The organism is Mitsuaria sp. TWR114 (assembly GCF_007997345.1).
In genome coordinates this window covers 1-22,895 of sequence record NZ_VOSR01000028.1, presented here as the reverse complement: position 1 = coordinate 22,895, position 22,895 = coordinate 1, and the positions used below count along the sequence as shown (strand labels likewise).

Below are 22,895 nucleotides of genomic sequence, written 5' to 3'. Positions count from 1 at the left end.
GCCGGCGACGCCAGCCGGCTGGGGCGGTTCTTCCGCCATCGCTTCTGGGACGAGGCCGACGTGCGTCGCGTGCTGCCCGCGGCGGCGCTGGCGCGGCTGTCCGCGCGGGTGACCGAGAGCGAGTTGCGCCATGCCGGCGAGATCCGGGTCTGCGTCGAGGCCAGCCTGCCGGTCAGCTACCTGTGGCGCGGCCTGTCCGCGCGGCAGCGGGCGCTGGCGCTGTTCGGCAAGCTGCGCGTGTGGGACACCGAGCACAACAACGGCGTGCTGGTCTATCTGCTGCTGGCGGAGCACGCGATCGAGATCGTCGCGGATCGCGGGCTGAACCGGCGCGTCAGCGCGGCGCAGTGGCAGGCCATCGTCGACGGGCTGCGGCAGTCGCTGCGCGATGGCCGCTTCGAGGAAGGTCTGGTGGAGGCGATCCGCGCGGTGGAGGCCCTGCTCGCCGAGCACTTCCCGCCCGAAGCGGGCTCGGTGCCGCGCAATGAGCTGCCGGACGCGGTCGTCGTGCTGTAGGGCCAGCGGCGGTCGCAGTCCGCAAGCGCTCAAAGGCTCTTGATCGGCTTGAGCTTCCAGCCGAAGCGCTCGGCTTTCGGGCCGCCCTTGAGCTTGGGGAACACCAGTTCCTTCGCGGGCACGGTCACGTCCGGCAGGTGGTCGAGCAGGTGGCGGATCAGCGTGAGCCGGCCGCGGCGCTGGTCGTTGAAGTCGACCAGCGTCCAGGGCGCGTGCTTGGTGTGCGTGTGCTCGAGCATGCGGTCGCGCGCACGGCCGTAGTCCTGGTAATGCTTGCGGGCCTCGAGGTCGATCGGCGAGAGCTTCCACTGCTTGAGCGGATCCTCGGCGCGTTCGGCGAAGCGCTCTTCCTGCTGCTCCTGGTCGACGGTGAGCCAGTATTTGAAGAGCAGCAGGCCGTCGTCGACCAGCAGCCGCTCCAGTCGCGGCGCCTGCTCGAGGAAGTCCTCGGTCTGCCGCGGCGTGCAGAAGCCCATCACCGCCTCGACGCCGGCGCGGTTGTACCAGCTGCGGTCGAAGAGCACGATCTCGCCGGCGGACGGCAGGTGGGTGAGGTAGCGCTGGAAGTACCACTCGCCCTGCTCCCGCTCGCTGGGCTTGCCCAGCGCGACGGTGCGGCACTGGCGGGGATTGAGCGTCTCGGAGATCGCGTTGATGACGCCGCCCTTCCCGGCGGTGTCGCGGCCTTCGATGATCACCAGCAGCCGCTTGCGCGTGTGCTGCAGCCACCGGGCCAGGTTGTTCAGCTCGACCTGCATCGGCTGCAGGCGGTCCAGGTAGTCGGACTTGGAGAGCTTGCTCTTGTCGGGCATGCGGGCTCCTGCGATGAGGGAGCCCGCAGCTTAGCGCGCCGCGCGCGGTGACCGTCCCGGTCCCGCGGGCCGGCGCCCTGCTTCACTTGGTCAGCTGCACGCCGGCGGAGGCGACCTTCAGCGCGACCAGGTCGTTGATCAGCTGCGTGATGTTGCTGCGGATCGCGCCTTCGTTGGCGAGCTTCAGGCGCTCGGTGCCCAGGAAGGCGGCGTTCCACTCGGCGGTGAACGGCACGGCGACGTCGCGCTCGAACACGGCCTTGCCGGTGGCGCGCTCGACCAGCGTGTACTTCACGGTGGCCGTGACCGTCATGCTGGCGCCGAACAGCGGCTGGTCCAGCTTCTTCATGTCGGCGGTCAACGTGTACTTGCTGCCCTGACGGTTACCCGACAGCAGGCCGGCATCCTTCAGCGAGGCTTCGAGTGCGCGCTCGAAGTCGGCGCTCGACACGTTGGACACCCACATCGGATTGGTGTCCTTGCCGCCGGTCACGTCCTTGATGCCGATGTTTTCCTTCAGCTCGGACTGCGACGCCGCGGTGCGGACCTGCAGCGAGCTGCTGACTTGCATCTGGTCGGTGCGGGCGGGGCTGGCGCAGCCCACGAGCAGGACGGCGGCGGACAGGGCGGCCAGTTGGGCGGCGCGGTGCAGGAAAGTCACGGGATGGGTACTCCTCTGAGGTGAAACGGCCGGGTGGCCTTGGTATGGAAAAGGTCAGCGGACGGCGCTGGCAGCGGCGTCGACAGGAATCGGGGCGGAGGCGGCCGGATCAGCCGCGGCCACGGTGGCCACCGCCGGTGCGGCGCCTTGGGATGCCGGCGTGCCTGGGCCGCCGGCGACACGGCGGCCAGGGCGTCGCTGCTGGCGCAGCGCTTCTGGATCAAGGTCTGCTGGACGGCGTCGTACTCGCCGCGCAGGCGGCCGTACTCCGCTTCCTGCGACTTGGTCCCGCCCAGTGCGAACAGCGCCGGCCAGAAGAGGATCAGGCCGACCCCCATGAGGGTCTTGTCATTGGTGGCAGCCTGGTCGAGGCGGCCACCGAGCTCGAGATAACGCGCCTGCAGGCGCTGGGTCTCGGCGGTCAGCTGCGTGCAGTCGTAGCTGCTGTATTGCGACGGCGAGACATAGGTGGCGGAGATGTCCTTCGACGCGGTCGAGCAAGCGCTGACGAAGGCGACGGCGGTGACCAAAGCGGTCACGCGCACCGCCGCGGCGCGAATGGAGCTGCGCATGCTTCCTCCCTCGGACTGGAATCGTTATGTATTGGCGGGAGCGATTCTTGCCGAGGGCGCCTCTCGCGCGCTACGTGCGAACCCGGAAGCTGCGGGTCAAAGCAACAGCGCCCCCGCATTCGCGGGGGACGCGCGCTCAGAGCAGTTCGAGCGTCTGCATGCCGGCCCAGCTCTCGCCGGGCGCGAGTTCGACCGGCTTGAGCACCTGCGCCGCTTCGACGCAGAGCATCTGCTTCCAGCCGCCTTCGGGCATGTCGGGAAGCGCGTCGCCCTTGGCCTGGCCGGGGTTCCAGACCACGGCGTCGGCGAAGCCCTGCTGGCGGATCGCCAGACGACGGTCGCCGTCGCGCAGGGTCAGGCCGTGCTTCACGTCCTGGTAGATGCGGTCGGTCTCGCCGTCCAGGCGCAACAGGTCCTCGTGCTGGGTGGCGGCGCGTTCGATCGTCGAGTCCCAATACGCCAGGCCGGACAGCCCCTGGACCGACGCCGACATGATCTGCGTCAGCCGCAGGTAGGTGTGCAGCGCGGCGCTGAAGGACAGCGGCGTGTCGCCCTGGTTCTCGCAGGCGAGTTCGATCTCGAGCGCGCGGCCGGCGATCCGGATGCTGATCTCGGCTTCGAAGGCATGCGGCCAGACCATGCGGGTGGCGCCGTCGTCGTTCAGGCGCAGCACGGCCAATGCGTCGTCCTTGCCGGACTCGGCGCTGACCAGCTGCCACGGCTTCCCACGCGCGAAGCCATGGCGCTGCAGCGGGCCGCGCGTGGCGAACTGCGGAAAGATCACCGGCACGCCGCCGCGGATCGCCTGGCCGGTGGCGAAGGCGCTCTTCGGGGAGAGGTAGAGCTGCTCGTCGGCGCCCGCGGGCACCCAGGACACCAGGTGCGCGCCGTGCAGCAGCAGCGTCGCGCGAGCGCCATCGGGCGCACGGAGTTCGATGGCCTCGAGGCCCTGGTAGCGGGTGATGGAGATGGGAGTGCTCATGCGAAGGGGCGGGCCGCCGTGAAAACCGCGACCCAATGAGAAACGGCAGGCGTGCGGGGTGCACGGCCTGCGTCGATTGTCGTCGCGGTGGCGGGCCTCGACGTCTCGAGGCCGCACCGCGGGGAGGGGCTCAGCGCTTGGCGCGGAACTTGCGCAGCGCGGCGATCTGCGCGGCCATGGCCGCGAATTCGCTTTGCGCCTTGGCGAAGTCGATGTCGCTCTTGGCGTTCTTCATCGCTTCCTCGGCGGCCTTCTTCGCGGCCTCGGCGCGGGCCTCGTCGAGGTCCTTGCCGCGGATGGCGGTGTCGGCCAGCACGGTCACGACGTCCGGCTGCACTTCCAGCAAGCCGCCGGCAACGAAGACGAACTCTTCATCGCCATTGGGACGCTGGATACGCACCGCGCCCGGCTTGATGCGGGTGATCAGCGGGGTGTGCTTGGGCAGGATGCCCAGCTCGCCGCCTTCGCCCGGCAGCGCCACGAATTTCGCCTCGCCCGAGAAGATCTGCTCTTCCGCCGAGACCACGTTCACGTGGAGGGTTGCCATTGCGTTTCCTTAGGTTTGCCGCGGCAGGCCTTCGCCACCGCGGGAAGAAGGTCCAGTAAGCGAGCAGACGGTGGGCTGGCTAGGCGTCGCGCGGAGCCGGACCGGGAGTCCGGCGAGCACGGCAACGACGCCAGCGCGCCGTCTGCGACGTCTTACTGGATCTTCTTGGCCTTCTCGAAGGCCTCGTCAATCGTGCCGACCATGTAGAAGGCCTGCTCCGGCAGGTGGTCGCACTCGCCGTTGACGATCATCTTGAAGCCGCGGATGGTTTCCTTCAGCGGGACGTACTTGCCGGGCGAGCCGGTGAACACTTCCGCGACGTGGAACGGCTGCGACAGGAAACGCTGGATCTTGCGGGCACGGGCCACGGCCAGCTTGTCTTCCGGCGACAGCTCGTCCATGCCCAGGATCGCGATGATGTCGCGCAGTTCCTTGTAGCGCTGCAGCACCGACTGCACCGAGCGCGTCGTGTTGTAGTGCTCTTCGCCGATGACGTTCGGGTCGATCTGACGCGAGGTCGAGTCCAGCGGGTCCACGGCCGGGTAGATGCCCAGCGAGGCGATGTCACGCGACAGCACCACGGTGGCGTCCAAGTGGGCGAAGGTCGTCGCCGGCGACGGGTCGGTCAGGTCGTCCGCGGGGACGTACACGGCCTGGATCGAGGTGATCGAGCCGACCTTGGTCGACGTGATCCGCTCCTGCAGGCGGCCCATTTCCTCGGCCAGCGTCGGCTGGTAGCCCACCGCGGACGGCATGCGGCCCAGCAGCGCGGACACTTCGGTACCGGCCAGCGTGTAGCGGTAGATGTTGTCCACGAAGAACAGCACGTCACGGCCTTCGTCGCGGAAGGACTCGGCCATCGTCAGGCCGGTCAGCGCCACGCGCAGACGGTTGCCCGGGGGCTCGTTCATCTGGCCGTAGACCATCGCGACCTTGGACGCGCTCAGGTCGTCCTGGTTCACGACGCCCGCGTCGGACATCTCGTGATAGAAGTCGTTGCCCTCACGGGTACGCTCGCCGACACCCGCGAACACCGACAGACCCGAGTGAGCCTTGGCGATGTTGTTGATCAGCTCCATCATGTTCACGGTCTTGCCGACGCCGGCGCCACCGAACAGACCCACCTTGCCGCCCTTGGCGAACGGGCAGATCAGGTCGATCACCTTGATGCCGGTTTCCAGCAGTTCCTGCGACGGGCTCAGCTCGTCATAGGCCGGGGCCTTGCGGTGGATCGAGGCGACCTGGTCGCGGGCCACGTCGCCGCGCTCGTCGATCGGGTTGCCCAGCACGTCCATGATGCGACCCAGGGTCGCCTGGCCCACCGGCACCTGGATGGTGTCGCCGGTGTTGTAGACCTCGGTGCCGCGGCGCAGGCCGTCGGACGAACCCAGCGCGATGGTGCGGACCACGCCGTCGCCCAGCTGCTGCTGCACTTCCAGCGTCAGGGCCGAGCCTTCCATCTTCAGGGCGTCGAACACCTTCGGCATCTGGTCGCGCGGGAACTCCACGTCGACCACGGCGCCGATGCACTGAACGATCTTGCCCACCGATTGAGTGTTAGCCATTTTTTCGTTCCTTCAATTCCAAATCTGTTGCCTGCGATCGATCGCCGGGATCAACCGCTGATGGCGGCCGCGCCGCTGACGATTTCCGACAGTTCCTTGGTGATCGCGGCCTGGCGGGTCTTGTTGTAGACCAGCTTCAGCTCGCCGATCAGCGTGCCGGCGTTGTCGGTCGCGGCCTTCATGGCCACCATGCGCGCCGATTGCTCGGACGCCATGTTCTCCGCCACGGCCTGATAGACCAGGGCTTCGGTGTAGCGCACCAGCAGTTCGTTGATCACCGTCGGGGCATCGGGCTCGTACAGGTAGTCCCATGCGTGACCCGCGGCATCCGTCTCCAGCGACTCGGCCGTCAGCGGCAGCAGTTGCTGCACCACCGGCTCCTGCTTCATCGTGTTGACGAAGCGCGTGTAGCAGAGATAGACCGCCGACAGCCTGCCTTCCGCGTAAGCGTCCAGCAGCGTCTTGACCGGGCCGACCAGCTTCTCGAGCTGGGGGCTGTCGCCGAGCTGCGTCGCATGCGCGACGACCTTGGCGCCGATCCGGTTCATGAAACCCAGACCCTTGTTGCCGATCGCGACCACTTCCGCCTTCTGACCCGCCTGCTCGATTTCCTTGAGCTTGCTGGTCGTCGCGCGAAGCAGGTTGGTGTTCAGACCACCGCACAGGCCCTTGTCGGTCGTGACCACCACGAAACCGGCCGTCTTGGCGTCGGCATGCGACACCATGAACGGATGACGGTACTCGGGGTTGGCCTTGGACAGGTTGGCGGCGATGTTGCCGACCTTCTCCGCGTACGGACGGGCCGCGCGCATCCGATCCTGCGCCTTGCGCATCTTCGAAGCGGCGACCATCTCCATGGCCTTGGTGATCTTCTTGGTGTTCTCGACCGACTTGATCTTGCCGCGAATTTCCTTGCCTGCTGCCATGATTTCTCCTGTGAGGGCCGGGTCTTGCCTGACTTCAGCGAGACCCGGTCATGGTTGCTTTAGGCGAAGGACTTCTTGAACGACGTGATCGCGGCGTTCAGTTCGGCTTCGGCGTCCTTGTCCATGGCCTTGTCGCTTTCCAGCTTGGTCAGCAGGGCGGCGTGCGAGGTCTTCAGGAACTGGTGCAGGCCGTGCTCGAAGGCCAGGACCTTCTTGACCTCGATGTCGTCCATGAAGCCCTTGTTGGCCGCGTACAGCGACGCGCCCATCAGGCTGATCGACAGCGGGCTGTACTGCGCCTGCTTCAGCAGTTCCGTCACGCGGGCACCGCGGTCCAGCTGCTTGCGGGTCGCGGCGTCCAGGTCCGAGGCGAACTGCGCGAACGCAGCCAGTTCACGGTACTGGGCCAGGTCGGTACGGATACCGCCGGACAACGACTTGATCAGCTTGGTCTGGGCAGCGCCACCGACGCGCGACACCGAGATACCGGCGTTGATCGCGGGACGGATGCCGGCGTTGAACAGGTTGGTTTCCAGGAAGATCTGGCCGTCGGTGATCGAGATCACGTTGGTCGGAACGAAGGCGGACACGTCGCCGGCTTGCGTCTCGATGATCGGCAGCGCGGTCAGCGAGCCGGTCTTGCCCTTGACTTCACCCTTGGTGAAGGCTTCGACGTACTCGGCGTTGACGCGGGCGGCGCGCTCCAGCAGGCGGCTGTGGAGATAGAACACGTCGCCGGGGAAGGCTTCGCGGCCCGGCGGGCGGCGCAGCAGCAGCGAGACCTGGCGGTAGGCGACGGCCTGCTTGGACAGGTCGTCGTACACGATCAGCGCGTCCTGGCCGCGGTCGCGGAAGTACTCGCCCATCGTGCAGCCCGAGTAGGCCGACACGTACTGCATCGCGGCGGATTCAGAGGCGGAGGCGGCGACGACGATGGTGTATTCCATCGCGCCGGCGGCTTCCAGCGCGCGCACGACGTTCTTGATCGACGAAGCCTTCTGGCCGATCGCGACATACACGCAGGTCATGTTCTGACCCTTCTGGTTGATGATCGCGTCGATCGCCACGGCGGTCTTGCCGGTCTGGCGGTCGCCGATGATCAGCTCGCGCTGGCCACGGCCGACGGGCACCATCGAGTCGATCGACTTCAGGCCGGTCTGCACCGGCTGGTCGACGGACTTGCGGGCGATCACGCCCGGGGCGACCTTCTCGATGACGTCGGTCATCTTGGCGTTGATCGGGCCCTTGCCGTCGATCGGCTGACCCAGCGCGTTCACGACGCGGCCGATCAGCTCGGGGCCGACCGGCACTTCCAGGATGCGGCCCGTGCACTTGACGGTGTCGCCTTCGACGATGTGCTCGTAGGCGCCCAGGATCACGGCGCCGACGGAGTCGCGCTCCAGGTTCAGCGCCAGACCGAAGGTCTGCGAGCCATCGGCGGCGGCCGGGAATTCCAGCATTTCGCCTTGCATCACGTCGGACAGGCCGTGCACGCGCACGATGCCGTCGGACACGGACACCACGGTGCCCTGGTTGCGCACGTCGGTGGACGCGCCAAGGCCTTCGATGCGGCTCTTGATCAGTTCGGAAATTTCAGCGGGATTCAGTTGCATTGCTTGCTCCCAACGGCATCCCGCCGAAGCGGGACACCAGGGTGAATCGGGGGGATCTTTGGCAGTCGGGCTGGGACCGGAGGCTTGCGCCTCAGGCCGTCAGCGCCACTTTCATGCGTTCCAGGCGGGCCTTGACCGAGGTGTCCAGCACCTCGTCGCCGACCACCACACGGATACCGCCGATCAGGCCAGGCTCCAGCTCGACGCGGGCTTGCAGCTTGCGACCGAAGCGCTTCTCCAGCGACGCGACCACGTCGGCCAGTTGGGCCGGCTCGATCGGGTAGGCGCTGAAGATCTGCGCATCGGACACGCCGGAAGCGGCGTTGGCCAGTTCGTGGAACTGCTGGACCATCGCCGGCAGCGCCGACAGGCGGCCGTTGGCGATCACCTCGCGCAGGAAGTTCTGCACGCCGGGCAGCAGCGTCTGCTTGCTGGCCGCCGACATGACCTGGAACACCTGGTCGGTGCCCACCTTCGGGTCTTCGGCGAACTGGCGCAGCTGGCTGTCGCCGGCGACGAGCGCCAGCGCGGCCAACTGCTCGTTCCAGGCCTTCAGGTCCTGCGAGGACGCGACCTGGAACAGCGCTTCGGCGTAGGGACGGGCAATGGTTGCGAGTTCAGCCATGATTACAGCTCCGTCTTGAGACGGTTCAGCAATTCGGCGTGCACGCTGGCATTGACCTCGCGCTGCAGGATCTGCTCGGCGCCCTTGACGGCCAGCGCGGCGACCTGCTCGCGCAGGGCCTCACGGGCACGCACCGACTGCTGCTCGGCCTCGGCCTTCGCAGCGGCGATGATCTTGGCGCCTTCGTCCTCCGCGCGCTTCTTCGCTTCGTCCACGATGGCGGCGCCGCGCTTCTCGGCGTCGGACAGCAGCTTCGTGGTTTCGTTGCGGGTCTGCGCCAGTTGCTCGTCGACCTTCTTGTTGGCGTTGGCCAGCTCGGCCTTCGCCTGGTCAGCAGCCGCCAGGCCAGTGCGGATTCGCTCCGCGCGCTCGTCCAGCGCCTTCACGATCGGCGGCCAGATGAACCGCATCGTGACGAACACCAGGATGGCGAACGGAATCCACTGAATGAAAAGGCTAGCGTTGATATTCACGGCACGATCCTTTCAGTCGTGAAAGGGACGGGCCTATCAGCGAGCGATGGTGGACAGGAAGGTGGCGGCGAACGGGTTGGCGAACGCGAACAGCAGCGCGATGGCGACACCGATCAGGAAGGCCGCGTCGATCAGGCCGGCCAGAATGAACATCTTGGTTTGCAGTTCGTTCATCAGCTCGGGTTGACGAGCCGAGGACTCCAGGAACTTGCCGCCCATCAGCGCGATGCCGATGGAAGCGCCGATCGCGCCCAGACCAACGATGATGCCGCAAGCCAGAGCGACCAGACCGAGGATGTTTTCCATGTTTTGCTCCTGAGAGAGTTAGATAAAAAGGAAAGGGAAAGGGAATCGGGAAATCGAAGTAGCCGTGTCCAGCCGGATCAGTGCGCGTCGTGCGCCTGGCCCAGGTAGATCAGCGTCAGCATCATGAAGATGAAGGCCTGCAGCGTGATCACAAGGATGTGGAACAGCGTCCAGACCGTGCCGGCGAGCACATGGCCGATGGCCAGGCCGATGCCGGTGCCGGTCAGGGCCCAGCCGCCGCCCATCAGGGCGATCAGCATGAACACGAGCTCGCCGGCGAACATGTTGCCGAACAGCCGCATGCCATGAGACACCGTCTTGGCGATGAACTCGATGACCTGCATGGCGAAGTTGAAGGGCCACAGCACCGGGTGCGCGCCGAAGGGCGCGGAGATCAGTTCATGGCCCCAGCCGCCCACGCCCTTGATCTTCAAGCTGTAGAAGAACACCAGCAGCAGCACGAACGTGGACATGCTCAGCGTGGTCGACAGGTCGGCGGTCGGCACGACGCGCTGATAGGCGTGGTGCGCGTCGTGGGCGACGTAGTTGGTGAACAGCGTGGGCAGCCAGTCCACCGGCAGCATGTCCATGAAGTTCATGAAGAAGATCCACACGAACACGGTCAAGGCGACCGGGCCGATGACCTTGCGGCTCTTCTCGTTGTGGATGACGGCCTTGGCCTGGTTGTCCACCATCTCGACCAGGATCTCGACGGCGGCCTGGAAGCGACCCGGCACGCCGGCATGCGCCTTGCGTGCGGCGCGCCACAGCAGGAACACGGCGAGCAGGCCCAGCACGGTCGAATAAATGAGCGAATCGAAGTTGAAGACGCTGAAGTCGACGATGTCGACCTGCTTGACGTCCTCGAACTGGAAGTTCTTCTGCCAATGCTGCAAATGGTGGGTGATGTATTCACCCGAGGTCGGCGCGTGCCCTTCTGCTGCCATGGTTGCTTTCCGTCTCTATTTTCTGATTCGACCCCGCCGAAGCAGGGCCAGCCAATTTGCCTTCAGGGTCACGACGAGGGTCGAGAGCAACGCTGCCCAACTCAACGACGGGAAACCCGCGGCGACCGCCACCAGGATGGCGACCGCCAGAATGATCTTCACCAGCTCCCAGACCGCGAACGTGAGCATCGGAGTGCCCGCGTCCCTCGCCGATCGCCGCGTCATGCCCCACGCCATCAGGGCGTTCGGCAGGACGACCGAGGCGGCACCGAACAGCGCCGACCAGGTTTTGTCGGCTTGCAGGGACAGCAGACCCCACAGCGCGACCATGACCGCTCCCGCCGCCGCCTGCCAGATCAACAAGGACCAGACCGACATTGCCGGAAGCCGGGCCCGCAAGTCCTGCGCTTGTTCTCGCGTCAGGGGCTTGAAAGCCGGTTCGCCGTCCGCATCTCCTTCGATTCCATCGTCCCAGGGATCCTGGCTGGCGGCGCCTCGGTCCTTCGCCTGATGGGGCGGAGTGGTCCGGAGCGGCTCGGCGGGCGGCGCATTGGATGCGCGCGCTGGATCGGGATTCACGGCTTCAAGGGGCGAGCGGCAAAACCACGGGATTATAGGGGGTCTGACCTTACAGACCCTTAACAGGCTGCGGCGGCGGCCCATCGGCGCCGACTTGACAGGCCGTGCGAAGCCCGCATAGCCGGGCGCGCGCCGTGTTCATCGAGGCTGGCGGGGCGTCCGCCACGACGGGGCGCGAGGTGCGCACGCAACACCTGCCCCTTTGCCGCCACTCGGGATTGCCCTCGACCCGATCCGCGCAGGCCGCGCCGTCATGGCGCCACGGCGCCACCGCGCCCTCGGTCGACCTCAGCCCGGCCAGCGCGCGAATTGCACCGGCAAGCCCGCCACCGGCACCCGCATCTTGAGCACGCATCCAGCCCAGGGCTGGGCGGCGAGTTCCGCCTCGCTGCGCTTTTCCCGTGCGGTGGTGACGAAGATGGTGCGCAGGTCCGCACCACCGAAGGTCGGCATCGTGGCGCAGCGCACCGGCAACTCGACGCGCGTCAGCAGCTCGCCCGACGGCGACAGGCGCAGCAGCTGCTGGCCTTCCATCATCGCGACCCAATAACCGCCCTCGACGTCGACCGCCGCGCCATCGGGCCGGCCGCCATAGGTCTCGAGCGGCTGGTCGGCGCCGCGCGGCGCGAATCGCGCGAACACCTCGCGCTCGCCAAGCGTGCCGCTGGCGGCGTCGAAGGCCATGCGGTAGATCTCGTGCGCCTTGGTGTCGGCCCAGTACATCGAGCGGCCGTCCGGGCTCCAGCCCAGGCCGTTGGAGGTGGTGATGCCGTCCTTCATCGGGACGAAGACGCCCTCGCGCAGGCAATAGAGCGCCGACTCGGGTTGGCGCGCGTCATCGATCGTGCCGACCCACAGGCGCCCTTGCGCATCGGCCTTGCCGTCGTTGAAGCGCCGCTTCGAGGCGTCGTACGGCGGGTCGAGCAGCTTCAGGTACTCGCCGGTGGCGGGATCGAAGCGCCACAGCCCGTTGCGCTGCGGGATCAGCAGGCCGCCGCCCACCAGCGGCACCACACAGCCCGGCTCGTCGTTGAGCGCCCAGCGGGTCGGCGTCGCCGCGCCGCTGTCGAGCCGGAACAACGCCTTGCCCGGGATGTCGACGTAATAGAGACATTGCTCTAGCGGATGCCAGAACGGCGACTCGCCGAGCAGCGCCGGCGTCAGCGACGCGGGCTCGAGGCGGAAGAACTCGTCCGTGGACGTCGTGGGGTCGGCATGAGGCTGCGAGGTCATGGCGCGATGCTATGCCGGTAACCCGGCGAAACCGGAAACCGCGCGGCCGACGGGGTGGGCGCCTCGATCAGGCCAGGTCGACCTTCAGGTAATGGGCGCCGGCGATCGGATTGAAGTAGTACGGCGGAATTTCCTCGAAGCCGAGGCTTTCGTACAGGTCGCGCGCGGCCTCCATGTCGTCGAGCGTATCCAACAGCATGTTGGAGTAGCCGGCGCTCGTGGCGCGGTCGATCAGCGCCTGCGCCATCGTGCGGCCCAGGCCGAAACGACGGAACGCGGGGCGGATGAAGAGCCGCTTCATCTCGCAGGCGTTGGCGTAGTCCGAGTCCATGAGCGGCCGGAAACCGCCACAGCCGGCGACCTGTCCGTCCACCAGCGCGAGCAGCAGCGTGCCTTGGGGCGCGTCGTATTCCCCGGGGAGCGAGGCCAGTTCTTCCTCGAAGCCCTGGAAGCAGAGGTCCACGTCCAGGCTCTGCGCGTATTCGCGCAGGATCGCGCGCGCTTCTTCCCACAACGCAGGCGAATCGGGGCAGATCAGTCGTATGTCAGGGGTATCCACAGCGGGCGAGTGTAGCGAGGCCGCTCCCGCGTTCAAGCGCTCGGATTGGAGAGCGACGTCGAGGACGACGGCGCTCAGGGGCCCGCGGCCGGGCCGTGCAAGGCGAATCCCGGGCGCGCCAGCAGGTGCTCGTACCAGGCGTTGACCGCCGGCAGGCTCGCATGCGCGATGGGCGCGGCGCGCCAGCGGTGCGTGGACAGGCCGAGCACCACGTCCGCCAGGGTGAAGGTCGCGCCCAGCACGTAGGGCCCGCCCGAGCGCTCGAGCTGTCCGTCGAGCATCGTCATGTGCCGGTTCCAATGGGCGATGCTGGCCTCGATCTGCGTCGGGTCCTGATGCAGCGGGCTCTTGCGCACCAGGGCCATGAAGGCGTAACGCCAGCTGTTGTTCAGCTCGCCGCCCTGCCAGTCCATCCACATCTCGACCAGCGCGCGACGCCGCGGCTCGTCGGGCAGCAGGTCCTCGCGGCCCTCGCGACGGGCGAGGTAGCGGCAGATGCTGTTGCTTTCCCACATCGAGAACGGCGTGCCGGCGTCAGCGCCCGGACCCGCCTGCGCATCGATGAGCACCGGCATCATCGCGTTGGGATTGAGCACGCGGAAAGCATCGGCCTTGACGTCGACGTCCTCGCGCACCAGGTCCAGGCCGAGTTCGACGCCGGTCCACAGCACCTTGCGCACGTTGATGGACGCCGCGCGTCCGAGCACGCGCAGCGCGCTCATGCCGAAGGCGCCGCGGCGGCGTCAGTGGCGAAGCCGAGCACCACGCGACGGGTCTTCGCCGACTTCTTCTCGATCTTGGTGACGACGACCGCGCCGATCTCGGCCGTGTTGGCCACGTGCGTGCCGCCGCAGGGCTGCAGGTCGACGCCGTCGATCTTGAGCACGCGCACCCGGCCCGAGCCGAGCGGCGGCTGGACGCTCATGCTGCGGACCAGTCCGGGATTCGCGTCGAGTTCCTCATCGCTGATCCAGCTGTGGCTGACCGGGCGCGCCTCGGCCACCAGCCGGGCGATGCCGGCCGTCAGCGCGTCCTTGTCGAGCGCGTCGGTCATGTGGAAGTCCAAGCGCGCATAGCCCGCCGTGATCGAGCAGCCATCGACCGGATGCGGCACCAGCGCGCACAGCAAGTGGGTCGCGGTGTGGAAGCGCATGTGGGCGTGGCGGCGCTGCCAGTCGATGCGGGCCGTCACCGGCGTGCCGACCGCCAGGCCGGCGAGGTCCTGATCCGGCGCGGGCAGGTGCAGGATCTCGCCGTCCTCGCCCTTGCGGGTGTCGGCGATCACCAGCTCGCGTCCGCCGGGCAGCGTCAGCGTGCCGGCGTCGCCGGCCTGGCCGCCACCCTGCGGATAGAACACCGTGCGGTCGAGCAGCAGGCCGCGCTCGTCGGCGCGCAGCAGCGTCGCCTCGCACTCGCGCAACTGCGCGTCCTCGCGGAACAGGTCCTGGGTGCCCATCAGGCCGGCACGTCGTCGAGATCACCCGACTGCGTCGGCGCGTCGGACAAGGTGCCTTCGATCGCCTCCAGCTCGACCGTGCCCTTGGGCGTCGAGAGCTCGGCGCGCAGGCCGTCGCGGGCTTCGAAGCTCAGCAACTGGACGCCGCTTTCGGGCAGCTTGTCGGTGGGATGGGCGTCGCCCTGCCACTCGATCGGCACCGGCAGGCCTTCCTTGCGCAGCCGGCGGCCGTCCTCGCGCAGCGCGATGCGCCAGCGCAGGTCGCCGCGTCCGGCCTCGACGGCCTCGCCCGCATCGATGCCCTCGCCGGACCAGGTCGCCAGCGTCGCATCCAGGCTGGACACGCGCGCCACCCAGTGCAGCAGCGCCGGGCCCTCCTGCGCCAGGCGCTCGCGCACGGCGGGCTGGTCCAGGTCGAACCAGCGGGGCCGGCCGGGATCCGGCGCCTCGGGATCGATGGCGATGATTTCCAGATAGCAGCGGGGATACGCTGGCGGCGCGCTGATGTTGAGCAGCAGGTTGTGCGTGCCCATCAGCGCATGGCGCCCGCCGGGTTGCGGCGTGACCCCGAGGACACGTTCACACCAGGCGCGCCCCTCCTCCAGGGTGTTCGCGGCGACAACGAGATGATCGACTTCCATGCTCATGGCTTCACAACCTCACCTGACCGTGGATCAACGGCGTGACATCGCCGCCAATCCAGCAATGCGCGCCTTCGCGTGCCACATGGATCCGGCCGCGCGCCCGAGGGCGGCGCCCTGGGCGGCCACATAGCGATCGGGCGCCAGACCGGCGCCCTGCAGCCATAGTGCCAGACCCGCGTTCAGGCTGCCCGTGACCGGGTCTTCCGGAACACCGAGCCCGGGCACGAAGGCCCGGACCTCGAACTGCTGTGGCGAACCCGCAGGATAAGCGCCCACGACGCCCAGCTTCAGGCCGTCCATCGCGACGAAGTCCGGCTGCAGCGCAAGCACCGCCTCGGCCGAGCGCAGCCGCGCCGCCATCCACTGCGGGCCGTTGTCGACCCACACCAGGTCCAGCAGCGCCGCTTCGTCCAGGCGCAGCGCCTTCAGCGCCTGCGCGCGCAGGGTCGGCTCGACCGGCCCCTCGCGCTTGAGCGGCGGCGCCGCGAAGGCGAGCCGGCCGCCGTCGCGCCGGATGCGCACCAGCCCGATCTCGCACTGCTGGACGACCTCGCCGGGCTGCTTCGGATCGCCGCCGCTGGCCAGCCAGGCATGGGCCGAGCCCAGCGTCGGATGGCCGGCGAACGGCAGCTCGCCGCCCGGCGTGAAGATGCGGACGCGGTAGTCCGCGCCGGGATCCGTCGGCGGCAGCAGGAAGGTGGTCTCGGACAGGTTGGTCCAGCGGGCGAAGGCGGCCATGGTGGCCTCGTCCAGGCCCGCGCCGTCGACGACGACGGCCAGCGGGTTGCCCTTCAGCGCCTCGGCGGTGAAGACGTCGACCTGGACAAAACGGCGGAGTTCGGACATGAAGACCCTCGATCGAGAACGGTGAAGTCGGCCCGCCCCGCCTGACGTGCGAGTGACAGGCGGCAGCGGGTGCCAGAAACAGGGGACATCGCCCCCGCGCCGACCTCAGGGGGCGGCGCGGTAGACGTCGGGACGGAGCCGCTCCATGCCGCGGTCCGGCGCCGCCAGCGGCTGGAATCCGTGGCGCGCATACAGCGCGTGCGCGTCCTTGGTGAACAGCGAGAAGCGTCGCAGCCCCTGCAGCGCCGGGTGCGCGACGACCCGCGCGATCAGCCAGTCCCCCAGCCCCCGCCCCTGCCAGTCCTCGAGCACGAAGACGTCGCACAGGTAGGCGAAGGTGGCGCGGTCGGTGACCACGCGGGCGTAACCCACCACCGCGCCGGACGGCCCGCGCAGCAGCAGGTTCAGCGAGCCCGCCATCGCTCGGCGCATCGTGTCGCGCGGGATGCCGGCCGCCCAGTAGGTGCGGCCGATGAAGCCGTGGATCACGTCCAGGTCGGCCTCGGTCCAGTGCTCGTCGAGCACCGGCTCGAAGGGCAGCGGCGGGCGCGCCTCGCTCATGGCGTGGTTTCGGCGGTCGTCAGCGCGAGCGCCTCGTGCAGCATGCGGCCGAGCTTGTCGACGCCTTCGGCGATCAGGTCCGGCGTCAGCGTCACGAAGGACAGGCGCAGCGTGCGCGGATCGGGCTGGTGCGCGTAGAACGCGGCGCCCGGCACGTAGGCGATGCCGGCATCGACGGCGCGCGGCAGCAGCGTCATCGCGTCCAGGCCCTCGGGCAGGCGGATCCAGAAGAACATGCCGCCCTCGGGCACCTGCCACTCGCAGCCCGGGGGCAGGCACTCGGCCAGCGCCTTGGCCATCGCGTCGCGATTGGCCTTGTAGCGGGCGCGGATCTTGGGCACGTGCTCGTCCAGGAAGCCGCCCTTGATCACCTCGTGCACCACGCGCTGGTTGAAGCCCGGCGTGTGCAGGTCGGCGGCCTGCTTGGCCTGCAGCAGCTTGGGATAGATCTCGCTGGGCGCGACGATGTAGCCCAGGCGGAAACCCGGCGTCAGCACCTTGGAGAACGAGCCCAGGTAGATGCTGCCCTCGGGCCAGAGCGAGCTCAGCGAGGCCGGCGGCGGCTGGTCGAACCAGAGGTCGCCGTAGGGGTTGTCCTCGACGATGGGCACGCCGGCCTTGCGCGCGGCCGCGACGACGGCCTCGCGGCGCTGGGCGCTCATCACGCGGCCGGTCGGGTTCTGGTAGTTCGGCAGCAGGTAGGCGAAGCGCGTGCCCGGCGCGTCGTGCGGCAGCGCCTCGATGGCCGAAGGCAGCGGGCCTTCATCGTCGCTGGCCAGGCTGGCGAAGATCGGCTCGTAGGGCGTGAAGGCCTGCAGCGCACCGAGGTAGGTCGGGGTCTCGACGGCCACCGGCGCGCCGGCGTCGCACAGCAGCTTGCCCACCAGATCCAGTCCCTGCTGCGAGCCGCTGGTGATCAGCACCTGGTCCGGCGAGGCCTGGATCCCCAGCGTCGCGACCTTGGCCGCGACCCACTCGCGCAGCGGCGCGAAGCCTTCGCTGGCGGCGTACTGCAGCGCTTCCTTGGCGTTGTGGGTCAGCACCCGGTCGCAGGCGGTCTTGATGGCCTCGACCGGGAAGGTGTCCGCGCTGGGCAGGCCGCCCGCCATCGACAGCACGCCAGGCTTCTCGGTGACCTTCAGGATCTCTCGGATGATGGACGGGTTCATGCGCGCGGCGCGGCGGGCTTGCGTCCAGGGACTGCGGTTCATGGGGGTTGTCTCCGGTTGAGCGGGCCAGTCTAAGGGGTCGACCAGCACAGAACCAATACACTGAGCCATACCACCGCATCATCTGTATTGGCATGGACACCAGCACAGCCAACGCCGGCATGAGCGCCAGCTCCAGCGTGAATGTCGCGCCGGTCACCCTCTCCCGCAACGCCAGCCAGCCGCTCGCGCAGCAGCTGGCGCAGCGCTTCGCGGCGCGCATCCAGCAGCGGCTGCTGCTGCCGGGCGCGCGGCTGCCGTCGGTGCGGGACTGCGCGCGGCACCACGGCGTCAGCCCGTACACCGTGGTCGCGGCCTACGACCAGCTGCTGGCCCAGGGCCTGCTCGAGGCGCGCAAGAAGCGAGGGTTTTTCGTTCGCGAAACCCGCACGCCGCCGCGCGCGCCGCTGGCGATCGAGCCCGCGCCGGCGCCGCTGCCGCCGTCGGTCGACGCCAGCGCGCTGATCCGCGGCATGTTCCAGGCCGACGCGCGGCGCTCGCCGGGGCTGGGCACCCTGCCGGCGGAGTGGCTGGACCTGGGCCTGCTGCAGTCGACGCTGCGCCGGCTCGCGGCCAACGCCGACGACGCGCTGCTGTCGGGCTACGGCGAGCCGCTCGGCGACGAGCGCCTGCGCCGCGCGCTGTCGCGGCGGCTGCTGGACATCGCGATCCAGGCGGCCCCGGACCAGATCATGAGCACCGTCGGCGCGACCCACGGGCTGGACCTGATCACCCGCGCCTTCCTCGAGCCTGGCGACGCGGTGCTGGTCGACGACCCGGGCTGGGCGATCGAGTACGCGCGGCTGTCGCAGGCCGGCATGCGGCTGCTGCCGGTGCCGCGCGGCGCGCAGGGGCCCGACATCGGCGTGATGCGCCGGCTGATCGAGGAACACCGGCCGCGGATGTACGTCACGGTGTCGGTGCTGCACAACCCGACCGGCGCGACGCTGGACCTCGCGCATGCGCACCAGGTGCTGCAGCTGGCGCACGAGCATGACCTGCTGATCGTCGAGGACGACACCTACGCGCTGTTCGCGCCCAACCACGCGCCGCGCCTGGCGGCGCTGGACCAACTGCGCCGCACGATCTACGTCTCGGGTTTCTCGAAGATGCTGTCGCCGGCGTGGCGGGTCGGCTTCGTCGCGGCCAGCGCGGACCGCATGGCGCGGCTCACCGAGCTCAAGCTGCTGGCCTCGCTCACCACCAGCCCGCTGATGGACCGCGCGGTGGCGCTGTGCCTGGAGCAGGGCCTGCTGCGCAAGCATGCGGAACGGATCGCCTCGCGCCTGGCCACGGCCCGCCAGCGCTGCGTGCGGCTGGCCGAGGACGCGGGCTGCCGCTTCGCCGCGACGCCGGCCGGCCTGTTCGGCTGGGTCGACGTGGGCGTGGACACCGAGCGGCTCGCGCCCGCGATGATGGACCAGGGCTGGCTGATCGCGCCCGGCATCCTCTTCAGCCCGACCCGCACGCCGGGCACGCTGATGCGCATCAATTTCGCGACCTCGCAGGACCCGAAGTTCTGGCACGCCTTGGAGCGCGCCCGCGAGGCGCTCCGGCGCTGAGCCGCGATCGGCCGCCGATGACGCCACGACGGATGACCCGCGATGACGCGCCCCGAGGCGACGCGACGCGCGCCGTCAGCGGCGCTCGGGCGGCGGCGCGTTGTCCTCGCGGACCGGCGCATAGGGGCCGATGATCCGGTAGCTCTGCTGCAGGCGGCAGACCACCTCGACCGGCGTGCTCCACCAGGTGGCCGGCCGCACGCGCCAGTCCTTCATCGCCAGGTTGTTGTGGTTGATGAATGCGCGGGCCGGGCCCTCGGCGGCGGTCAGCGGCGTGACCCGTCCCTGCGCGTCGACGCGGAACTCGACGACCACGTCGCCGCTGTACGCGTTCATGTGCTGCGTGGCCGGATACATGGTCTTGCTGCCGAACTCGAGGTAGGGCGGGACGTCGTAGTTGCCCTTGCAGCCGGCGAGCGGGCCGGGCTGCAGCACGTTCTCCTCGTCGTAGGCGCGGCCGAACGGATTGAGCGGCTGCGTGGCGCAGGCCGCGAGCAGCGCGGACAGGAGCAACGCGGCGGCGCGCGCCGCTGATCCGGAGCGATCGATCATCTGGGGCCTCCCTGGCCGTGTCCCCTGTCGCGCGAGGCTCGCCCGACGCGGTGTGTCCTTGTCGGGCCGGATGCTAGCGGCGGCGCCTAAGATCCGCGCTCATGACCATCCCTAGCCCCTCCTCCCCCACCGACCTGGGCGCCGCGCTCGCCCAGGCCTGGTCCGACGACACGCTGCTGGACGACACCGCCTGGTCGCTCCCCGACGAGGCCGCCGCCTACGCGGCGCAGGCCGAGCTCGCGCAGCGGCTCGACTGGCTGGCGCCGGGACGCGTGCAGTTCTGGAAGTGTGGCGGCTCGTCGCGCGATGGCGCACTGGGCAGTTCGCCGCTGCCGCCCCTGCGCGCCCGCGAGGTGCGCGGCCTGCGCAACGGCGGCGACTTCGGTGACCTGTCCCTGATCGGCGCGGAGGCCGAGATCGCATTGCGCCTCGGGCGCGACGTGACGCCCGAGATGGCCGCTGCGCTGGTGCCCGGCCAGGCCGAGCACCTGATCGATGCGATGTGCGTCGCCGTCGAATGGCTGGGTTCGCGCTGGCAGCGCGGCCTGGGCGCCGACAACCTGCTGCGCCTGGCCGATGCGCAGACGCATGGCGCGCTAGCGCTGGGCCCGTGGCAGGCGTGGAAGCCGGGTCACGACTGGGCGAACCAGTCTTGCGAGCTGATCGTCGGCGACCAGGCGCCGATGGCGGGTACCGGCGGCCATGGCCTGAACGATCCCGCCTGGGTCGTGGCCGGATGGCTTCAAGCGGCGACGCGCACTGGCCTGACCGTGCCGGCGGGCAGTGTCGTCACGACGGGCTCCTGGCGCGTTGCCACGAAGCTGTCGAAGGGGGTGACGGTGACGGCGCGCTACGCCGGTCTCGGCGACCTCACGGTCAAGTCCTGACGCACCCCTCGGTCGCAAATCCGCCGCACGCGGTGACGTCTCGGGGCGCGGACAGGGCTTGGGGGTCCAGGAGGGAGCCCCCATGCCCTGGCAGTGCCGAGCTCGGTGCTGGCAGTCCGGGCACCTTGCTCCGTACCAGCACTCCGGGCGCCACGCTCGGTGCTGACAGTCCGGGCGCCGAGTTCGTTGCCACCAGTCAGGGCGCCACGCCCGGTGCTGGCAGTCCGGCCGCCTCCCTCACTTCGCCTCGAGCGCCTCCCACCGCTCCATCAGCGCCAGCAGCTCATCGTCGATCTCCGCCGCCCGGTTGGTGACTTCGGTGATCTTGGCGGCCCCTTGCTGGTAGAGCTCGGTGCTGTTGAGCAGCGCCTGCAGGTGCTTCTGCTCGGTTTCCAGCGCGCCGATCCGGGCGGGGATTTCGTCGAGCTCGCGCTGCTCCTTGTAGCTGAGCTTGCGCTTGGTCGCGACGACGGGCGCCGGTGCGGGCGCGGGCGCGGGCGCCGGAGCCGGCGCCGCGGCCGGCGCCTGGCGCGCCTTGATCTCCGCCGCGCGCTGCGACTGCTGCAGCCAGTCCTCGACGTCGCCTTCGTACTCGCGCCACTTGCCGGCGCCTTCGCTGACGATGGTCGAGGTCACGACGTTGTCCAGGAAGCGCCGGTCGTGGCTGACCAGGAACACGGTGCCGTCGTACTCGGCGAGCAGTTCCTCGAGCAGTTCCAGGGTCTCGATGTCCAGGTCGTTGGTCGGCTCGTCCAGCACCAGCACGTTGGCCGGCCGCGCGAACAGCCGCGCCAGCAGCAGCCGGTTGCGCTCCCCGCCGGAGAGGCTGGAGACCGGCGAGTCCGCGCGCGCCGGCGAGAACAGGAAGTCGCCCAGGTAGCTCTTGACGTGCTTGCGCTGGTTGCCGATCTCGATCCACTCGCTGCCCGGGCTGATGGTGTCGGCCAGCGTGGCGTTGAGGTTGAGCGCGTCGCGCATCTGGTCGAAGTAGGCGACCGTCATCTTCGTGCCCAGGCGCACCGTGCCGCTGTCGGGCGGCAGCTCGCCCAGGATCATCTTCAGCAGCGTGGTCTTGCCCGCGCCGTTGGGACCGATCAGGCCGACCTTGTCGCCGCGCAGGATGGTGCCGGTGAAGCCGTCGACGATCAGGCGATCGCCGAAGCGCTTGGAGACGTTCTCCAGCTCCGCGACGATCTTGCCGCTGGACTCGCCGGTGGCCACGTCCAGCCGCACCTTGCCCTGCACGTCGCGCGCGCGTGGCGCTCGGCGCGCATCTCATGCAGGCGCTGCACGCGCGCGACGCTGCGGGTGCGGCGGGCCTCGACGCCCTTGCGGATCCAGACCTCCTCCTGCGCCAGCAGCTTGTCGAAGCGCGCGTTGGCCAGCGCCTCGTTCTCCAGCTCATAGGCCTTGGCGGCCTGGAAGGCGGCGAAGTTGCCGGGGTAGCCGCGCAGCTGACCGCGGTCGAGCTCGACGATGCGGTTGGCCACGTTGTCCAGGAAGGCGCGATCGTGGGTGATCAGCAGCAGCGAGCCCTTGAAGCCATTGAGCAGCTCCTCCAGCCAGCGGATCGCGTCCAGGTCCAGGTGGTTGGTGGGCTCGTCCAGCAGCAGCACGTCGGGCTGCGCCACCAGCGCGCGGGCCAGCGCGACCCGCTTCTTCAGACCGCCCGACAGCTCGCCGACCCGGCGTTCGCCGTCCAGGCCCAGGCGGTGCAGCGTCTCGTCGACGCGCTGTTCCCAGTTCCAGGCGCCGATCTGCTCGATGCGCTCCTGGACCCAGCCGAGGTCGTCGTTCTCGTCATGCGCCTCGTAGCGGGCGCGCAGCGCCTTGGCCTCGGCCACGCCTTCGCTGACGACGTCGAAGATGGTGGCTTCGGGGCGCAGCTCGGGTTCCTGCGGCACGTAGACGCTGGTCAGGCCCTTCTCGAGCTGCAGCAGACCGTCGTCGAGCTTCTCGAGGCCGGCGAGGACCTTCAGCATCGAGGACTTGCCGGTGCCGTTGCGGCCGATCAGGCGACGCGGTCGCCGGTTTCGAGGGAGAAATTCGCGCCGTCGAGCAGCGGCACATGGCCGAAGGCGAGGTGGGCGTTGGAGAGGGAAAGGACAGCCATCGGGGGATTGTCCTCGATGGGCGGGGACGCCCCCTCACCCCGGCCCTCTCCCCCTCCCGGGGGCGAGGGAGTCACACCCGGGCGCGGCGACGGTCAGACCCAGACGCGGTAGGCCCAGAAGGCTTCCTCCTCGGCGACGCGGCGGCGCAG

At 69.1% G+C, this 22,895-nt stretch carries 24 protein-coding genes and 2 pseudogenes; 3 read left to right on the top strand and 23 right to left on the bottom strand.

From position 1 onward, the window contains the following. The coding region (locus tag FUT87_RS01680; protein ID WP_404935341.1) for a TPM domain-containing protein at positions 1–516 on the top strand (516 nt) is incomplete at its 5' end. A 29-nt stretch (positions 517–545) separates the two neighbouring features. On the opposite strand, the gene ppk2 is transcribed toward FUT87_RS01680, so the two are convergent. The 21 genes and pseudogenes from ppk2 to FUT87_RS01575 form a co-directional block, all read right to left on the bottom strand. Continuing rightward, positions 546–1,328, bottom strand: a complete 783-nt coding sequence (gene ppk2, locus FUT87_RS01675) for a polyphosphate kinase 2 (RefSeq protein WP_147239850.1) — start codon at positions 1,326–1,328, stop codon at positions 546–548. A gap of 82 nt (positions 1,329–1,410) precedes the next feature. Then, a complete protein-coding gene (locus FUT87_RS01670) occupies positions 1,411–1,989 on the bottom strand; it encodes a hypothetical protein (protein ID WP_147239849.1) in 579 nt (192 codons plus the stop codon). After that, complete coding sequence (locus FUT87_RS28255) at positions 1,986–2,561, bottom strand: hypothetical protein (RefSeq protein WP_186830305.1); 576 nt, start codon at positions 2,559–2,561, stop codon at positions 1,986–1,988. Before FUT87_RS28255 ends, FUT87_RS01670 begins: the two co-directional genes overlap by 4 nt. A 136-nt stretch (positions 2,562–2,697) precedes the next feature. After that, the gene (locus FUT87_RS01660) at positions 2,698–3,543 is read right to left on the bottom strand and encodes a D-hexose-6-phosphate mutarotase (protein WP_147239848.1); all 846 of its coding nucleotides are present in this window, start codon (positions 3,541–3,543) and stop codon (positions 2,698–2,700) included. A 130-nt stretch (positions 3,544–3,673) separates the two neighbouring features. Next, positions 3,674–4,090, bottom strand: a complete 417-nt coding sequence (locus FUT87_RS01655) for a F0F1 ATP synthase subunit epsilon (RefSeq protein WP_091728389.1) — start codon at positions 4,088–4,090, stop codon at positions 3,674–3,676. Positions 4,091–4,242: 152 nt separating this feature from the next. Further along, the gene (gene atpD / locus FUT87_RS01650) at positions 4,243–5,655 is read right to left on the bottom strand and encodes a F0F1 ATP synthase subunit beta (RefSeq protein WP_091728394.1); all 1,413 of its coding nucleotides are present in this window, start codon (positions 5,653–5,655) and stop codon (positions 4,243–4,245) included. A gap of 50 nt (positions 5,656–5,705) precedes the next feature. After that, on the bottom strand, positions 5,706–6,581 hold the full coding sequence (atpG, locus tag FUT87_RS01645) for a F0F1 ATP synthase subunit gamma (protein ID WP_091728397.1): 876 nt from the start codon (positions 6,579–6,581) through the stop codon (positions 5,706–5,708). Between the two features lie 59 nt (positions 6,582–6,640). After that, positions 6,641–8,194 (bottom strand): F0F1 ATP synthase subunit alpha, encoded by a 1,554-nt coding sequence (gene atpA, locus FUT87_RS01640; RefSeq protein ID WP_091728401.1) that lies wholly within the window; start codon positions 8,192–8,194, stop codon positions 6,641–6,643. Positions 8,195–8,285: 91 nt separating this feature from the next. After that, positions 8,286–8,819, bottom strand: coding sequence for a F0F1 ATP synthase subunit delta (locus FUT87_RS01635; protein WP_091728405.1), 534 nt, complete (start codon positions 8,817–8,819; stop codon positions 8,286–8,288). 2 nt (positions 8,820–8,821) lie between these two features. Continuing rightward, positions 8,822–9,292 (bottom strand): F0F1 ATP synthase subunit B, encoded by a 471-nt coding sequence (locus tag FUT87_RS01630; RefSeq protein ID WP_147239847.1) that lies wholly within the window; start codon positions 9,290–9,292, stop codon positions 8,822–8,824. Between the two features lie 36 nt (positions 9,293–9,328). Beyond that, positions 9,329–9,598, bottom strand: a complete 270-nt coding sequence (gene atpE / locus FUT87_RS01625) for a F0F1 ATP synthase subunit C (RefSeq protein WP_091728411.1) — start codon at positions 9,596–9,598, stop codon at positions 9,329–9,331. A gap of 77 nt (positions 9,599–9,675) precedes the next feature. Next, the gene (gene atpB, locus FUT87_RS01620; RefSeq protein WP_091728416.1) at positions 9,676–10,545 is read right to left on the bottom strand and encodes a F0F1 ATP synthase subunit A; all 870 of its coding nucleotides are present in this window, start codon (positions 10,543–10,545) and stop codon (positions 9,676–9,678) included. A 15-nt stretch (positions 10,546–10,560) separates the two neighbouring features. Beyond that, a complete protein-coding gene (locus tag FUT87_RS30200) occupies positions 10,561–11,124 on the bottom strand; it encodes an ATP synthase subunit I (protein WP_255511608.1) in 564 nt (187 codons plus the stop codon). A gap of 288 nt (positions 11,125–11,412) precedes the next feature. Continuing rightward, positions 11,413–12,357, bottom strand: a complete 945-nt coding sequence (locus tag FUT87_RS01610) for an SMP-30/gluconolactonase/LRE family protein (RefSeq protein ID WP_147239846.1) — start codon at positions 12,355–12,357, stop codon at positions 11,413–11,415. 67 nt (positions 12,358–12,424) lie between these two features. Further along, positions 12,425–12,916, bottom strand: a complete 492-nt coding sequence (locus tag FUT87_RS01605) for a GNAT family N-acetyltransferase (RefSeq protein WP_091728426.1) — start codon at positions 12,914–12,916, stop codon at positions 12,425–12,427. A 74-nt stretch (positions 12,917–12,990) separates the two neighbouring features. Beyond that, positions 12,991–13,638, bottom strand: coding sequence for a glutathione S-transferase C-terminal domain-containing protein (locus FUT87_RS01600; RefSeq protein ID WP_147239845.1), 648 nt, complete (start codon positions 13,636–13,638; stop codon positions 12,991–12,993). After that, entirely contained in the window at positions 13,635–14,372 is a 738-nt protein-coding gene (locus FUT87_RS01595; protein WP_147239844.1) for an alanyl-tRNA editing protein, read from the bottom strand. The genes FUT87_RS01600 and FUT87_RS01595 overlap by 4 nt, the downstream gene beginning before the upstream one ends. After that, entirely contained in the window at positions 14,372–15,013 is a 642-nt protein-coding gene (locus FUT87_RS01590; RefSeq protein ID WP_255488880.1) for a VOC family protein, read from the bottom strand. The genes FUT87_RS01595 and FUT87_RS01590 overlap by 1 nt, the downstream gene beginning before the upstream one ends. 10 nt (positions 15,014–15,023) lie before the next feature. Beyond that, positions 15,024–15,862: pseudogene (locus FUT87_RS01585) on the bottom strand (PhzF family phenazine biosynthesis protein). A gap of 105 nt (positions 15,863–15,967) precedes the next feature. Beyond that, positions 15,968–16,423, bottom strand: coding sequence for a GNAT family N-acetyltransferase (locus tag FUT87_RS01580; protein WP_147239842.1), 456 nt, complete (start codon positions 16,421–16,423; stop codon positions 15,968–15,970). After that, complete coding sequence (locus tag FUT87_RS01575; RefSeq protein WP_091728453.1) at positions 16,420–17,634, bottom strand: PLP-dependent aminotransferase family protein; 1,215 nt, start codon at positions 17,632–17,634, stop codon at positions 16,420–16,422. Before FUT87_RS01575 ends, FUT87_RS01580 begins: the two co-directional genes overlap by 4 nt. 119 nt (positions 17,635–17,753) lie before the next feature. Here FUT87_RS01575 and FUT87_RS01570 point away from each other — a divergent pair, with 119 nt between their 5' ends. Then, on the top strand, positions 17,754–19,193 hold the full coding sequence (locus tag FUT87_RS01570) for a PLP-dependent aminotransferase family protein (RefSeq protein WP_147239851.1): 1,440 nt from the start codon (positions 17,754–17,756) through the stop codon (positions 19,191–19,193). Positions 19,194–19,268: 75 nt separating this feature from the next. On the opposite strand, the gene FUT87_RS01565 is transcribed toward FUT87_RS01570, so the two are convergent. Then, positions 19,269–19,745: an energy transducer TonB gene (locus FUT87_RS01565; protein ID WP_147239841.1), complete on the bottom strand. Its 477-nt coding sequence runs from the start codon at positions 19,743–19,745 to the stop codon at positions 19,269–19,271. Between the two features lie 101 nt (positions 19,746–19,846). On the opposite strand from FUT87_RS01565, the gene FUT87_RS01560 reads away from it, so the two are divergent. After that, positions 19,847–20,632: a fumarylacetoacetate hydrolase family protein gene (locus FUT87_RS01560; RefSeq protein WP_147239840.1), complete on the top strand. Its 786-nt coding sequence runs from the start codon at positions 19,847–19,849 to the stop codon at positions 20,630–20,632. A 237-nt stretch (positions 20,633–20,869) separates the two neighbouring features. Here the strand turns inward: FUT87_RS01560 and FUT87_RS01555 are convergent. Beyond that, positions 20,870–22,745 (bottom strand): annotated as a pseudogene (locus tag FUT87_RS01555) (ATP-binding cassette domain-containing protein). Between the last annotated feature and the right edge of the window lie 150 nt (positions 22,746–22,895).